General features: G+C 63.2%; 10 protein-coding genes and 5 tRNA genes. All 15 read right to left on the bottom strand.

The window, feature by feature from the left end; genetic code table 11:
- Nucleotides 1-2: 2 nt before the first annotated feature.
- Entirely contained in the window at nt 3-1,358 is a 1,356-nt protein-coding gene (gene rsmB, locus VEIS_RS11085) for a 16S rRNA (cytosine(967)-C(5))-methyltransferase RsmB (protein WP_041950760.1), read from the bottom strand.
- A gap of 60 nt (nt 1,359-1,418) precedes the next feature.
- Entirely contained in the window at nt 1,419-5,654 is a 4,236-nt protein-coding gene (gene rpoC, locus VEIS_RS11080; protein WP_011810016.1) for a DNA-directed RNA polymerase subunit beta', read from the bottom strand.
- Between the two features lie 21 nt (nt 5,655-5,675).
- Complete coding sequence (gene rpoB / locus VEIS_RS11075) at nt 5,676-9,788, bottom strand: DNA-directed RNA polymerase subunit beta (RefSeq protein WP_011810015.1); 4,113 nt, start codon at nt 9,786-9,788, stop codon at nt 5,676-5,678.
- 287 nt (nt 9,789-10,075) lie between these two features.
- A complete protein-coding gene (gene rplL / locus VEIS_RS11070) occupies nt 10,076-10,450 on the bottom strand; it encodes a 50S ribosomal protein L7/L12 (RefSeq protein WP_011810014.1) in 375 nt (124 codons plus the stop codon).
- A gap of 66 nt (nt 10,451-10,516) precedes the next feature.
- A complete protein-coding gene (gene rplJ, locus VEIS_RS11065; RefSeq protein ID WP_011810013.1) occupies nt 10,517-11,041 on the bottom strand; it encodes a 50S ribosomal protein L10 in 525 nt (174 codons plus the stop codon).
- Between the two features lie 263 nt (nt 11,042-11,304).
- Nucleotides 11,305-12,000, bottom strand: coding sequence for a 50S ribosomal protein L1 (gene rplA, locus VEIS_RS11060; protein ID WP_011810012.1), 696 nt, complete (start codon nt 11,998-12,000; stop codon nt 11,305-11,307).
- Complete coding sequence (rplK, locus tag VEIS_RS11055) at nt 12,001-12,432, bottom strand: 50S ribosomal protein L11 (protein ID WP_011810011.1); 432 nt, start codon at nt 12,430-12,432, stop codon at nt 12,001-12,003. It abuts the gene before it with no gap.
- Nucleotides 12,433-12,558: 126 nt separating this feature from the next.
- Nucleotides 12,559-13,197 (bottom strand): transcription termination/antitermination protein NusG, encoded by a 639-nt coding sequence (nusG, locus tag VEIS_RS11050; protein ID WP_011810010.1) that lies wholly within the window; start codon nt 13,195-13,197, stop codon nt 12,559-12,561.
- Complete coding sequence (gene secE / locus VEIS_RS11045) at nt 13,194-13,583, bottom strand: preprotein translocase subunit SecE (protein WP_041949970.1); 390 nt, start codon at nt 13,581-13,583, stop codon at nt 13,194-13,196. Before secE ends, nusG begins: the two co-directional genes overlap by 4 nt.
- Nucleotides 13,584-13,693: 110 nt before the next feature.
- Nucleotides 13,694-13,769 (bottom strand) — tRNA-Trp (locus VEIS_RS11040).
- Nucleotides 13,770-13,784: 15 nt separating this feature from the next.
- Nucleotides 13,785-14,975: an elongation factor Tu gene (tuf, locus tag VEIS_RS11035; RefSeq protein ID WP_011809041.1), complete on the bottom strand. Its 1,191-nt coding sequence runs from the start codon at nt 14,973-14,975 to the stop codon at nt 13,785-13,787.
- Between the two features lie 75 nt (nt 14,976-15,050).
- Nucleotides 15,051-15,125: transfer RNA gene (locus VEIS_RS11030), tRNA-Thr, on the bottom strand.
- Nucleotides 15,126-15,203: 78 nt separating this feature from the next.
- Nucleotides 15,204-15,277: transfer RNA gene (locus tag VEIS_RS11025), tRNA-Gly, on the bottom strand.
- Between the two features lie 42 nt (nt 15,278-15,319).
- Nucleotides 15,320-15,405: transfer RNA gene (locus VEIS_RS11020), tRNA-Tyr, on the bottom strand.
- An 81-nt stretch (nt 15,406-15,486) separates the two neighbouring features.
- Nucleotides 15,487-15,562, bottom strand: a tRNA-Arg gene (locus tag VEIS_RS11015).
- Nucleotides 15,563-15,610 lie beyond the last annotated feature (48 nt).

Here is a 15,610-nt window from a genome sequence, read left to right as displayed (position 1 = left end):
GCTCATGGCGGCAATTTATGCAACAGTGCGTAAAAAAATCCGTCGTGATCACCGCCTGCATTGTCCGGGACAGCCCCGTCCTTGTCCGCATTGCCCGGTAGCAAATGGCCCGGCGAAGGTAGCAATCGTGCATCAGTGTGGTGCGCAAGAAACGCTTGCACTGGGGCATCCCCTTCGGCACGGAATACCGAGCAACTGCAGTACAGCAAACGTCCACCGGGCCGCAGCAGCGGCCACAGGGCGCGCAGCAACCGGGCTTGCAGGGCGGCCAACGGGGCGATGTCGGTCGCGCGGCGCAGCCAGCGCACATCCGGATGGCGCCGCACGATGCCCGATGCGCTGCAGGGTGCGTCGAGCAAAATGGCATCGAACGGCGCGCCGCCGCAATGCGGCTGCCACCAGTCCTGCGGCCGGGTGGCGTCGGCCACCAGAACCTGGGCGCCAAGGCCCAGGCGCTGCAAGCTGGCGTCGATGCGGGCGCTGCGCGTGGCATCGATCTCCAGCGCAGTCACTTGCAGCGGCGCATCGGCGCCGGCCAGTTCCAGCAAATGGGCGGTCTTGCCTCCCGGGGCGGCGCAGGCGTCGAGCACGCGCAGCGGTTGCCGCAGATCCAGCCCCTGGAGCAGCAGCGGGGCCGCCTTCTGTGCAGCGGCGTCTTGCACCGAGACCCAGCCCTGGGCAAAGCCCGGCAGCGCTTGCACGGGCACCGGCTGCCGCAGCGCCAGGCCCATGTCGGCGACCACGGTGGCTTGCATATCGATGGCATCGAGCGCGCGCAGGTATTGCGCCAGGCTGCACTTTCTCTGGTTGACCCGCAGCACCATCGGCGCGTGGCGGTTGTTCGCTTGCAGGATCTGCTGCCAGTGCCGGGGATGGTCCTGGCGCAGTTGCCGGATCCACCACCGGGGGTGGTTCCAGCGCGCCAGCGGATCGTCGTCGGTGGCGGCGAGCAGCGCCTCGCGCTCGCGCAGGAAGCGGCGCAGACAGGCGTTGATGAACGCGGACTGCGCGCGCGCCGCTGCGCTGTGCTTGGCGGCCTCCACCGCCTGGTTGACCAGCGTGAAGGGCGCATAGGGCGCGTCTTCGGGATTCCAGCACAGCGCCAATGCGACGCACAGCAGGGCGTCCACCGCCGGCGGCGGGGTCCGGGCGGCCAGTTGGCGGCGCAGCAGTTCGGCCCGTCCGGCCTGGCGCAGCACCTGGAACAACAGGGCCTGCACGCCCGGGCGCAGGTCGGCATCGACTGCGGCCAGCACTGCCGTGCCCGACTGCCCGCTGCGGATGGCCTGCAGCGCCACAGCGACGGCGCCCAATTGCTGCCACAGGGCAATCGGCGCGATCGGGACGATCGGCGCAATGGCGGCACCGGGAGCGCCGGCGCCGGACCCAGCGCCGGGCCGGGCGCCCGAGGCCACGGCTTAGTCGGCGGCGGCGTCGCTGGCGGTGACGCTGCTGCCGTCCAGCTCGGGAACCTCGGCCTGGGCGGCCATTTCGGCGGCTTCGGCGTCGGCAATCGCACGGCGCTCGGCATCGTCCATCGCGTCCTTGGCCTTGCGCGCCTGGTGGTAAGCCAGGCCCGTGCCGGCGGGGATCAGGCGCCCCACGATCACGTTTTCCTTCAGACCGCGCAGCTCGTCGCGCTTGCCCATGATCGCGGCCTCGGTCAGCACGCGGGTGGTCTCCTGGAAGGAGGCCGCAGAGATGAACGAGTCGGTCGACAGCGATGCCTTGGTGATGCCCAGCAACAGGTTGCTGTAGACCGCAGGGATCTTGCCTGCCGCCCGCAGGGCCTCGTTGGTGTTGAGGATCTCCGAGCGCTCGACCTGCTCGCCGCTGATGTAGTTGGACTCGCCGGCATCCTCGACCACGACGCGGCGCAGCATCTGGCGCACGATCACCTCGATATGCTTGTCGTTGATTTTCACGCCCTGCAAGCGGTACACGTCCTGCACTTCGTCGACGATGTAGCGCGACAGTTCCTCGATGCCCAGCAGGCGCAATATGTCTTGCGGATCGGCCGGGCCGTCGACAATCGATTCGCCCTTGTTGACCACCTGGCCTTCGTGCACCAGGATGTTTTTCTCCTTGGGCACGAGCTCTTCGAACACATGGCCTTCAGGGTCGGTGATCTGCAGGCGCACCTTGCCCTTGGTTTCCTTGCCGAACGAGACGGTGCCGGTCATTTCAGCCAGCGTGCCCTTGTCCTTGGGCGTGCGGGCCTCGAACAGTTCGGCCACACGGGGCAGACCGCCAGTGATGTCGCGGGTCTTCTGACCTTCGACCGGGATGCGGGCCAGCACTTCGCCAGGGCCCACGTCCTGGCCATCGCGCACCTGTATCAGCGCGCCCACCTGAAAACCGATGGTCACCGAATGGTCGGTGCCGGGGATCTTCACTTCGTTGCCCTGAGCATCGATCAGTTTGACCTGGGGGCGCACCACCTTGGCGGCGCCACGGCGCTTGGGATCGATCACCACCAGCGTGGACAGGCCGGTGACTTCGTCGAGTTGCCGGGCCACCGTCAGGCCCTCTTCGACGTTCTCGAACTTGGTCCGGCCGGCGAACTCGGTGATGATGGGGCGCGTCAGCGGCTCCCATTTGGCCAGGACGGTGCCGGCCTTGACGTTCTGGTCGGCGTTGACGGTCAGCGTGGCGCCATAGGGCACCTTGTGGCGCTCGCGCTCGCGGCCGTACTCGTCGTGGATGACGATCTCGCCCGAGCGCGCAATCACCACCAGTTCGCCCTTGGTGTTGCTGACGTAGCGCATCGTGCTGCTGAAGCCGATCACGCCGTTGGACTTGGCCTCGACCCTGGAGGCGATGACGGCCCGCGAAGCAGCGCCTCCGATGTGGAAGGTGCGCATGGTCAGCTGCGTGCCAGGCTCGCCGATCGACTGGGCCGCGATCACCCCCACGGCTTCGCCGAGGTTGATCAGTCCGCCACGGCCCAGGTCACGGCCATAGCATTTGGCGCACAGGCCGTAGCGGGTCTCGCAGGTCAGCGCGGTGCGCACCTTGACTTCATCGACGCCCGCCGCTTCCAGTTCTTCGATCAGGTCTTCATCGAGCATCACGCCGACCGGCACCAGCACCATGCGGTTTTCCGGGTGCAGCACTTCTTCGGCAGCGGTGCGCCCGAGGATCCGGTCACGCAGCGATTCGATCACTTCGCCGCCTTCGACGATGGCGCGCATCAGCGAGCCGTTGGCGGTCTCGCAATCCTCTTCGGTCACCACCAGGTCCTGCGTCACATCGACCAGACGCCGGGTCAGGTAGCCCGAGTTGGCGGTCTTGAGGGCCGTGTCGGCCAGGCCCTTGCGGGCGCCGTGGGTGGAGATGAAGTACTCCAGCACGTTCAGGCCTTCGCGGAAGTTCGCGGTGATCGGCGTTTCGATGATCGAGCCGTCCGGCTTGGCCATCAGCCCTCGCATGCCGGCCACCTGACGGATCTGGGCGGCAGAGCCGCGGGCGCCGGAGTCGGCCATCATGTAAATCGAGTTGAAGGACTCTTGCGAGACCTGCTGGCCATGGCGGTCGATGACCTGCTCCTTGGACAGTTGGGCCATCATCGCCTTGGACACTTCGTCGCCGGCCTTGCCCCAGATGTCGACCACCTTGTTGTAGCGCTCGCCCGCAGTGACCAGACCGGAGACATATTGCTGCTCGAACTCTTTGACCTCCCGTTCCGAGCGCTCGATGATGCCGGCTTTTTGCGGTGGCACCAGCATGTCATCGATGGCGATCGAGATGCCGGCGCGCGTGGCCAGGCGAAAGCCGTTTTGCAGCAGCTTGTCGGCAAACACCACCGTTGCCTTCAGCCCGCATTTGCGAAAGGAGACGTTGATCAGGCGCGAGATTTCCTTCTTCTTGAGCGCCTTGTTGACATACGAGAACGGCAGGCCCGGAGGCAGGATTTCCGACAGCAAGGCCCGGCCCGCCGTGGTTTCCACCAGCGCGGTCGTGGGCACCAGCGCGTCGCTGTCCTTGGGTTTGCTCCACTCGGTCAGGCGCACGGTGATGCGGGCAGCCAGTTCGACCTCGCCGGCGTCGAAGGCGCGCTGCACCTCGCCGGTATCGGCAAACACCAGGCCCTCGCCCTTGCCGTTGATGCGGTCGCGGGTGGCGTAGTACAGGCCGAGCACCACGTCCTGCGAAGGAACGATGGATGGCTCGCCCGAGGCCGGAAACAGCACGTTGTTCGAGGCCAGCATCAGCGTGCGCGCTTCCATCTGCGCTTCCACCGACAGCGGGACATGCACCGCCATCTGGTCGCCGTCGAAGTCGGCATTGAACGCCGAGCAGACCAGCGGGTGCAGTTGTATCGCCTTGCCTTCGATCAGGATCGGCTCGAACGCCTGTATGCCCAGACGGTGCAGCGTGGGCGCGCGGTTGAGCATCACCGGATGCTCCTTGATGACCTCTTCCAGGATGTCCCAGACCACCGGCGTGCCGGATTCGACCTCCTTCTTGGCGGCCTTGATCGTGGTGGCGATGCCCATGGCCTCCAGGCGCGAGAAGATGAAGGGCTTGAACAGTTCCAGCGCCATCAGCTTGGGCAGACCGCATTGGTGCAGCTTGAGCGTCGGGCCTACGGTAATCACCGAGCGCCCCGAGTAGTCGACGCGCTTGCCCAGCAGGTTCTGGCGGAAACGCCCGCTCTTGCCCTTGATCATGTCGGCCAGCGACTTGAGCGCGCGCTTGTTGGCGCCGGTCATGGCTTTGCCGCGGCGGCCGTTGTCCAGCAGCGAATCGACGGCTTCCTGCAACATGCGCTTTTCGTTGCGGGCGATGATCTCCGGGGCCTTGAGCTCCAGCAGACGGCGCAGACGGCTGTTGCGGTTGATCACGCGGCGATACAGGTCGTTCAGGTCGGAGGTGGCGAAGCGGCCGCCATCGAGCGGCACCAGCGGGCGCAGGTCCGGCGGCAGCACCGGCAGCACTTGCAGCACCATCCACTCGGGCTTGATGCCGGATTTCTTGAACGCTTCGAGCACCTTCAGCCGCTTGGCGTTCTTCTTGACCTTGACCTCGGAGCCGGTCAGGTCGCCGCGCAGCTTTTCGATCGACAGGTCGATGTCTATCGATTCGAGCAGATCCTTGATGCCTTCGGCGCCCATCTTGGCGATGAATTCATCGCCGTATTCCTTGCGCTTGGCCTCGTAGTCTTCCTCGGACATGATGCTGAGCTTCTTGAGCGCCGTCATGCCGGGGTCGGTCACCACATAGGCTTCAAAGTACAGCACGCGCTCGATGTCGCGCAGCGTCATGTCCAGCACCATGCCCAGGCGCGACGGCAGCGACTTGAGGAACCAGATATGCGCGCAAGGTGCTGCCAGGTCGATGTGGCCCATGCGCTCGCGCCGCACCTTGGTCTGTGTGACTTCGACGCCGCATTTTTCGCAGATCACGCCACGGTGCTTCAGGCGCTTGTACTTGCCGCACAGGCATTCGTAGTCCTTGATGGGACCAAAAATCTTGGCGCAAAACAGCCCGTCGCGCTCGGGCTTGAAGGTGCGGTAGTTGATGGTCTCGGGTTTTTTCACCTCGCCAAAAGACCAGGAGCGGATCTTCTCGGGCGAAGCCATGCCGATGCGGATGGCATCGAAGTGCTCATCCGGCGTGAATTGCTTGAACAGGTCCAGGAGTGATTTCATGGTGACTCTTTCCTTTTGCGCTCAAGAGCGTTCGAGCTCGATGTCCAGGCCCAGTGAACGGATTTCCTTGACCAACACGTTGAACGATTCCGGCATGCCGGCTTCGATGGCATGTTCGCCCTTGACGATCGACTCGTACACCTTGGTGCGGCCGGCCACATCGTCGGACTTGACGGTGAGCATTTCCTGCAGCACGTAGGCGGCGCCGTAGGCTTCGAGCGCCCAGACTTCCATCTCGCCGAAGCGCTGGCCGCCGAACTGGGCCTTGCCGCCCAGCGGTTGCTGCGTGACCAGCGAGTAGGGGCCGGTGGAACGGGCGTGCATCTTGTCATCGACCAAGTGGTGCAGCTTCAGGTAGTGCATGTAGCCTATGGTCGTGGGCCGCTCGAAGCGCTCGCCGGTGCGGCCGTCGTACAGGAAGGCTTGGGTGCGGGTGGCGGTCAGACCCTTGCGCTGCGCGATCTCGTCCGGGTAAGCGATTTTGAGCATGTCCTTGATTTCTTCTTCCGAAGCACCGTCGAACACCGGGGTGGCATACGGCATGCCATGCCTGAGATGGGCCGCCATGGCCACGAGTTCCTCGTCGCACAGTTGCGCCAGGTCCTCGGTGCGGCCGCGCGCGTTGTACACCTTGTCCAGAAACTTGCGCAGTTCTGCGGCCTTGGCCTGCTGCTGCAACATGTCGCCGATGCGCTGGCCTATGCCCTTGCTGGCCCAGCCCAGGTGCACTTCCAGCACCTGGCCGATGTTCATCCGCGAAGGCACGCCCAGCGGGTTGAGCACGATGTCGGCAGGCGTGCCGTCGGCCATGTAAGGCATGTCTTCGACCGGAACGATCTTCGAGACCACCCCCTTGTTGCCATGGCGCCCGGCCATCTTGTCGCCAGGTTGCAGGCGGCGCTTGACGGCCAGGTAGACCTTGACCATCTTCAGCACGCCGGCGGGCAACTCATCGCCTTGCGTGAGTTTTTTCTTTTTTTCCTCGAAAGCCAGGTCGAAGCTGTGGCGCGTCTGCTCCAGCGCATCCTTGATCAATTCGAGCTGCGCGGCGACCTCGTCCTGCGCCGGGCGGATGTCGAACCAATGGAATTTCTCCACCGACGACAGATAGGGCTTGTCGATTTTCGCGCCCTTGAGCAGTTTGTGCGGACCGCCATTGGCCACGCGCCCGAGCAGCAGCTTTTCGATGCGCTCGAAGGCGTCGGCCTCGACGATGCGCAGTTGATCGTTCAAGTCCAGCCGAAAGCGCTTGAGCTCATCGTCGATGATCTGCTGCGCGCGCTTGTCGCGCGCTATTCCTTCACGGGTGAACACCTGCACGTCGATCACCGTGCCTTGCGAGCCTTGCTCGACGCGCAGCGAGGTGTCCTTCACATCGGAAGCCTTCTCGCCGAAGATCGCGCGCAGCAGCTTTTCTTCGGGTGTGAGGGTGGTCTCGCCCTTGGGCGTGACCTTGCCCACCAGCGTATCGCCGGGCTGCACTTCGGCGCCCACGTAGATGATGCCGGACTCGTCGAGGCGGTTCAGTTGCTGCTCCGACAGGTTCGGGATATCGCGCGTGATTTCTTCGGCGCCGAGCTTGGTATCGCGGGCCATCACCACCAGTTCCTCGATGTGGATCGAGGTGTAGCGGTCTTCGGACACCACCCGTTCCGAGATCAGGATCGAGTCCTCGAAGTTGTAGCCGTTCCAGGGCATGAACGCGATCAGCATGTTCTGGCCAATGGCGATTTCGCCCAGGTCCGTCGATGCGCCATCGGCGATCACATCGCCCTTGACCAGCCGGTCGCCCTTTTTGACGATGGGGCGCTGGTGGATGTTGGTGTTCTGGTTGGAGCGCTGGTACTTGATCAGGTTGTAGATGTCCACCCCGACTTCGCCAGCCACCGTTTCGTCGTCATTGACGCGCACCACGATGCGGGTGGCATCGACATAGTCCACGCTGCCGCCGCGTGTTGCCGTGACCACGGTGCCCGAGTCGATGGCCGCCACGCGCTCGATGCCGGTTCCGACCAGCGGCTTTTCCGGGCGCAGCACCGGCACGGCCTGGCGCGACATGTTGGCGCCCATCAAGGCGCGGTTGGCATCGTCGTGCTCCAGGAACGGCACCAGCGAAGCGGCCACCGACACGATCTGCGCAGGCGAGACATCCATGTACCGCACCCGGTCGGCGGCGCACAGGATCGACTCGCCTTTTTCACGGGCCGAGACCAAGTCGCCCGTCAGGCGCCCCTCCTTGTCGAGCACGGCGTTGGCCTGCGCGATCACGTACTTGCCTTCTTCGATCGCCGACAGGTAGTCGATGTCGTTGGTGACCATGCCGCCGACCACCCGGCGGTACGGGGTTTCGATGAAGCCGTACTCGTTCAGGCGCGCGTACAGTGCCAGCGAGTTGATCAAACCGATGTTCGGGCCTTCGGGGGTTTCGATCGGGCACACGCGGCCATAGTGGGTCACATGCACGTCGCGCACTTCAAAACCTGCGCGCTCGCGGGTCAACCCCCCCGGGCCCAGCGCGGAGACGCGGCGCTTGTGCGTGATCTCTGCCAGCGGGTTGGTCTGGTCCATGAACTGCGACAACTGCGAAGCGCCGAAAAACTCCTTCAGGGCCGCCGAAATCGGCTTGGAGTTGATCAGGTCATGCGGCATCAGCGGCTCTTGCTCGGCCTGGCCCAGACGCTCCTTGACGGCTTTCTCGATACGCGCCAGGCCGGTGCGGTACTGGTTTTCCGCCAACTCGCCGACGCAGCGCACGCGGCGGTTGCCCAGGTGATCGATGTCATCGACTTCGCCATTGCCGTTGCGCAGGTCGACCAAAATCTTGACCACGGCCAGGATGTCCTCATTGGACAGCACCATCGGGCCGGTGGACTCGTCGCGCCCGATCCGGGCGTTGAACTTCATCCGGCCGACACGCGACAAATCGTAGGTATCGGGGTTGTAGAACAGGCGCTGGAACAGGGCCTGCACCGCGTCCTCGGTGGGCGGCTCGCCAGGGCGCATCATGCGGTAGATGGCCACGCGGGCGGCAAACTCGTCCACCGTTTCGTCGCTGCGCAGGGTGTGCGAGATGTAAGCGCCCTGGTCGAGTTCGTTGGTGTAGATGCACTGCAACTCCCGCACGGCGGCGCTGCGCAGCTTCTTGAGCAGGGCTTCGGTCAACTCGTCATTGGCCTTGGCCAGGATTTCGCCGCTGTCGGCATCGACGATGGTGCGCGCCACGACCCGGCCGACCAGGAAATCCTCGGGCACGCTGATATGCGTGCTGCCGGACTGCTCCAGATCGCGGGTGTGGCGCGCAGTCACGCGCTTGTCCTTGGCAACGATGAGCTTGCCGGACTTGTCGGTGATGTCGAAACGGGCCACTTCGCCGCGCAGCCGCTCGGGGACGAATTCCATTTGCGCGCCGCTGTCCATCAGCCGGAAATTGTCGTTGACGAAGAAGTTCGCCAGGATCGATTCCGGGTTCAGGCCGATGGCCTTGAGCAAGATCGTCACCGGCATCTTGCGCCGGCGGTCGACGCGAAAGTACAGGATGTCCTTGGGGTCGAACTCGAAGTCGAGCCAAGAGCCACGGTAAGGAATGATGCGCGCGGAAAACAGCAGCTTGCCCGAGCCATGGGTCTTGCCCTTGTCATGCTCGAAGAACACACCCGGCGAGCGGTGCAACTGCGAGACGATCACGCGCTCGGTGCCGTTGATGATGAACGAGCCCTTGTCGGTCATCAGCGGCACTTCGCCCATGTAGACCTCTTGCTCCTTGACTTCCTTGACCACCTTGGACTGCGAGGTCGAGGACTCGCGGTCATAGATGATCAACTGCACCTTGGCCCGCACGGCCGACGCAAAGGTCAGGCCGCGCGTCTGGCACTCGCGCACATCGAATGCCGGCCTGGCCAGGTTGTACTCGATGAACTTCATCTCGACGAAACCGTTGTGCGAGACGATCGGAAAGGCGGCATCGAATGCCGCCTGCAGACCCTCGATGGTTCTTTTGCGGGGCTCCTTGTCCGCTTGCAGGAAGGCGGTATAGGCGTCCTTTTGCATTTGCAGCAAATAAGGAACTTCGAGCACGCTGTCGCGGGTGCCGAAACTTTTGCGGATTCGCTTGCGCTCGGTAAAGGAATAGGCCATGAAATCTCCGGACAAAGACATGCGTCCTGGGTCTTCGACGACTGACCCGCAAAACGCACTGTTCGCGCCGTTTCTGCGGGCTTGGTGGTTGGCCACTACCAACCATGGCGGACGGTGATGCGTTGCACATCACCCGAACCAAGGCGTCTTCTGCTGTCGCAATGATCAGAAGACACTCGAAATCCGGCGCGCGCTCTGGTCGGGCCGGTTTTCGGGTGCGCTCTGAACGCATATCGGGGGCTGGAGGCCCGGTGAGGGGCAACCCCAGCCCGCCAAACGAGGCCGGATTACTTGAGCTCGGCCTTGGCACCGGCGTCGAGCAGCTTCTTGACAGCGGCTTCGGCATCGGCCTTGGCAATACCCTCTTTGACGTTCTTCGGAGCGCCATCGACCAAATCCTTGGCTTCCTTCAGGCCCAGACCGGTGATTTCGCGCACGGCCTTGATGACCGACACCTTGTTGGCGCCCGCCTCGGTCAGCAGCACGTTGAATTCGGTCTTTTCTTCGACGACCGCTGCACCAGGGCCACTGGCCGCAGCCGGAGCCGCCATTGCGGCAGCGCTCACGCCGAACTTCTCCTCAATGGCCTTGACCAGGTCATTGAGTTCCAGGACCGTCATGCTGTCCAGCGCGGTCAGAAATACGTCTTTATCGAATGCCATTTTGCTTTCCTAACGATTCAATGGGTGTTTCACGGATAACGGAACGGGTGACAGGCGGGCCGGACTTCAGGCGGGCACGGCTTGGGCTTGGCCCACGCCTTCACCTTCACCTTTTTTCGCCGCCAGCGCGCTGAGCACCACGGCGGTGCGGGATATGGGCGACATCAGCAAGCCGCACAGTTGGGCCAGCAGCACCTCCTTGGAAGGAATGCTGGCCAACTGCTTGACGCCGTTGACATCCAGGGCTTTGCCAGCGAAAGCGCCAGCGCGAATCACCAACTTGTCGTTGGTTTTCGCAAACTCGGCCACCACTTTCGCGGCCGCCACGGCGTCTTCGGAGAAGCCATAGATCAGCGGGCCGGTCATCTGCCCGGCCAGCACGTCAAACGCGCTGCCAGCCACGGCACGGCGCGCCAAGGTGTTCTTCAAAACACTCAGGCGCACGCCATTGCTGCGCGCTTGCACGCGCAACTTGGTCATGTCGGCAACCGTGATGCCACGGTATTCCGCCAGCACCAGCGTTTGGGCTTTGGCGACCAGGCGGCTGACTTCGCTGATGACCGCTTCTTTCTCACTGCGTTGAAGACTCAAGGTCTGCTCCTTCCACTGCGCATTCGGGCCTGGGCCCTCGTGCGCTCACGTTGCAGCGATCAACTGTTTTCCGGAAAACGAATTCCATCTGCAGCAGGATCGCCATCTGCGTTGGCCCCCCTCGCTCCGGGGGTTTGAGTGCGGCTGGCACACCAACGGTCTTCGATGGCCTGAAAGCGTTTGCGCACCACTTTCAGCCCACCACATCGGGCCTTTGGTAGACCCGAAGATTTCTTGTCACGTCTTGCGACGACGGCGCGCCATCACACGGTGATGGACTGCGTATCGACGCGCACACCCACCCCCATCGTCGAAGACAGCGCCAGCTTGCGCAGGTACTGGCCCTTGCTCGACGCCGGCTTGGTCTTGTTCAGCGCATCGATCAGCGCCGCCAGGTTGCCTTGCAGCTTGGCGTCGTCGAACGAACGGCGGCCGATCGTGCTGTGCACGATGCCGGCCTTGTTGGCGCGAAACTGCACCTGGCCGGCCTTGGCGTTCTTTACCGCCAGGGCCACGTCAGGGGTCACCGTGCCCACCTTGGGATTGGGCATCAGGCCGCGCGGCCCCAGGATCTGACCGAGCGTGCCCACTACGCGCATCGCGTCAGGGGCTGCAATCACCACGTCGAACGGCATGTCGCCGGCCTTGACCATCGCCGCCAGATCGTCCATGCCGACGACATCGGCGCCAGCGGCCTTGGCTTCTTCGGCCTTGGCACCTTGGGCAAACACGGCCACGCGGGTGATCTTGCCGGTGCCGTTGGGCAGCACCACGGCGCCACGCACCACTTGGTCAGACTTCTTGGCATCGATGCCCAACTGCACGGCCACGTCGATCGATTCATCGAATTTGGCGGTGGCGGCTTGCTTGACCAAGACCAGGGCATCGGTGAAGGCGTACAAGCGGGTGCTGTCGACCTTGCCCTGCATGGCCTTTTGTTTTTTCGTCAACTGCGGCATTTACAAACCCTCCACCGTCACGCCCATCGAGCGTGCGGAACCAGCCAGTGTCCGGACGGCAGCGTCGACGTTTGCGGCGTTCATGTCCTTCATCTTGGTCTTGGCGATTTCTTCGAGCTGCGCGCGCGTGATCTTGCCAACCTTGGTGCTCAGCGCGCTGGCAGAGCCTTTTTCGAGCTTGATGGCCTTCTTGATCAGCGTCGTCGCCGGCGGCGTCTTGATGATGAAAGTGAAGCTCTTGTCGGCAAATGCCGTGATGACCACGGGCAGCGGCAAACCAGGCTCCACACCTTGGGTCTGCGCGTTGAATGCCTTGCAGAACTCCATGATGTTCAGACCCCGCTGGCCCAGGGCGGGACCAATCGGGGGGGATGGATTGGCCTTGCCGGCCGGCACTTGCAGCTTGATGAAGCCGACGATTTTCTTGGCCATGTGTGACTACTCCTTGCGGGTCATGACGCCTGCGCCGCAACCTGCGGCAACCGGCTCCCCGGGGTTGACGACTCCTTGCACCAGATGTCCGCACCGAGTCGAAAGGTGCGGCATCCCGTTCGCCGATCAGGCTTTTTCAACCTGACCGAACTCCAACTCGACCGGCGTGGAACGCCCAAAAATCATCACCGAGACGCGCACGCGGCTCTTTTCGTAATTGACCTCTTCGACCATGCCATTGAAGTCCGTGAATGGCCCCTCCTTGACGCGTACCTGCTCGCCCACCATGAGCTCCATCTTGTGCCGTGGCTTGTCGGCGCCTTCGATCATGTGGCTGACGATGCTCTGCACCTCGGCATCGGAAATGGAGGGCGGCCGGTTCTTGCTGCCACCGACGAAACCCTTGACCTTGTTGGTGTGCTTGACCAGGTGCCAGGTATCGTCGTCCATCACCATCTCGACCAGCATATAGCCCGGGAACAGGCGCCGTTCCGTCGTCTTGCGCTGGCCGTTCTTCATCTCCACGACCTGCTCGGTCGGCACCAGGATGCGGCCGAACTTGTCCTGCATGCCGGCCCGGTGGATGCGCTCCTGTATGTTGCGCTCCACCGCCTTTTCCATGCCCAGATAGGCGTGGACGATGTACCAGCGCAGATCGGGATGGGTTGCAGCCGCACTGGAGCCGACTTCGGTCCAATGGGGACTGCCCCCGGCCAAGGCGCCCGCAGAGGCTTGCGCCTCGGTGATTTTTGCAGCGCTGGTCATGACCTTTTCCATCCCAAAATCAAGTCGTACAAAACCCATTCCAGCGTCTTGTCGGTGAGCCACAGGAAGAGCGCCATGACCACCACGAAGGCAAACACATACGCCGTCATTTGCAGTGCTTCCTTGCGGGTCGGCCAGACGACCTTGCCCACCTCGTGCCATGCATCGCGGGCAAAAGCCAGGAATTGGCGTCCAGGCCCGGACAGCAGGAACACGCCAGCGGCGGCAACGAGCCCGGCGATCAGCGTTGCCCACTGCGCCAGCGCGCCTTGTTTGCCCAGCAAATAAAAGCCCACGACCGACGCGACGACCAAGGCCGCCGCCGCTGCGAGTCTGGCCTTGTCTGCGCCGGTGTTGACAGTTTCGACCTGTGGTGAAGTGGCCATCTTTGAGTAATTTCTGCTTCCGATTGACGGCGTCATTCGAGACAACCAAACCCTTCAGGGACGGGACCCGGGCAAAAGCCCTGCGGGTTTGTGTGGGCCACATTCTCAAGTGGCAGGGGCAGTAGGAATCGAACCTACAACCTTCGGTTTTGGAGACCGACGCTCTGCCAATTGAGCTATACCCCTGTGCATGTTTGAAAATCAGGCCAGGATCTTGGCCACGACACCAGCGCCCACGGTGCGACCGCCTTCGCGGATCGCAAAGCGCAGTCCTTCTTCCATCGCGATCGGGTTGATCAGCTTGACCGTGATCGATACGTTGTCGCCCGGCATCACCATTTCCTTGTCCGCCGGCAACTCGATGGCCCCGGTCACGTCCGTGGTGCGAAAGTAGAACTGCGGCCGGTAGTTGTTGAAAAACGGCGTGTGCCGCCCTCCTTCGTCCTTGCTCAGCACGTAGACCTCGGCGGTGAAGTGGGTGTGCGGCTTGATCGAGCCGGGCTTGCACAGCACCTGCCCGCGTTCCACGTCTTCGCGCTTGGTGCCGCGCAGCAGCAGGCCGACGTTGTCGCCGGCCTGGCCCTGGTCGAGCAGTTTGCGGAACATCTCCACGCCGGTGCAGATGGTTTTTTGCGTGTCGCGGATGCCGACGATTTCGATTTCTTCGCCCACCTTGATGACGCCGCGCTCGACGCGGCCGGTGACCACGGTGCCGCGGCCGGAGATCGAGAATACGTCTTCCACCGGCATCAGGAAGGTGCCGTCTATCGCGCGCTCGGGCGTCGGGATGTAGGTGTCCAGCGCGTGCGCGAGCTTCATGATGGCTTGTTCGCCTTGCACGCCCTTGTCGCCTTCGAGCGCCAACTTGGCCGAGCCGCGAATGATCGGGGTGTCGTCGCCGGGGAAGTCGTACTTGTCGAGCAGTTCGCGCACTTCCATCTCGACGAGTTCGAGCAGTTCTTCGTCATCGACCATGTCGCATTTGTTCAGGAACACGACGATGTAGGGCACGCCCACCTGGCGGGCCAGCAGGATATGTTCGCGGGTCTGGGGCATGGGGCCGTCGGCGGCCGAGCACACCAGGATGGCGCCGTCCATCTGGGCGGCGCCGGTGATCATGTTCTTCACATAGTCGGCGTGGCCGGGGCAGTCGACATGGGCGTAGTGGCGGTTGGCCGTCTCGTATTCCACATGGGCGGTGTTGATGGTGATGCCACGGGCCTTTTCTTCGGGCGCTGCATCGATCTGGTCATAAGCCTTGGCTTCGCCGCCGAACTTGGTAGACAGCACGGTGGCGATGGCCGCCGTCAGCGTTGTCTTGCCATGGTCGACGTGACCGATGGTGCCCACGTTGACGTGGGGCTTGGTGCGCTCGAACTTTCCTTTTGCCATTTCTCGAACTCCGAAAAAAATCCATACCAACCCGAAAGGGTTCTCGGCGCACCCGGAACCGGATGCGCCTGAAAGTGGTGCCCATGGCGGGAATCGGACCCGCGACCTCTCCCTTACCAAGGGAGTGCTCTACCACTGAGCCACATGGGCCATCGACAAACCCGTACCAACGTGACAAGCAACCAGCCGCAACCGACGATGCCCCGGCGGCGAACCGGCAAACGGCGTTGGAGCGGGAGGCGGGAATCGAACCCGCGTCATTAGCTTGGAAGGCTAGGGTTCTGCCACTGAACTACTCCCGCATCGACCAACGACCCTTGCGCACTCGTCACCGCATTCATCACTGGTGGAGGGGACTGGATTCGAACCAGTGTAGGCGCAAGCCAACAGATTTACAGTCTGCCCCCTTTAGCCACTCGGGCACCCCTCCAAGGAATCGGCGAGTATAGCAGCAAATTCCGGGCAGTTCTTCGGGAACCGGTCGATTGCCCAACTCTCATCATCAGATCAGTGGTGCGGCTGGCGGGGATCGAACCCACGACCCTTGGCTTCGGAGGCCAATACTCTATCCACTGAGCTACAGCCGCGCATGGCACCCGTTCGAAAACCCGTGATTGTCGCATACGGCAAAGTCC

It is taken from the genome of Verminephrobacter eiseniae EF01-2, assembly GCF_000015565.1.
In the GTDB taxonomy this organism is placed as follows: domain Bacteria; phylum Pseudomonadota; class Gammaproteobacteria; order Burkholderiales; family Burkholderiaceae_C; genus Acidovorax; species Acidovorax eiseniae.
The sequence above is the reverse complement of the archived record's forward strand: the minus strand, read 5'-3'. Positions and strand labels throughout refer to the sequence as shown.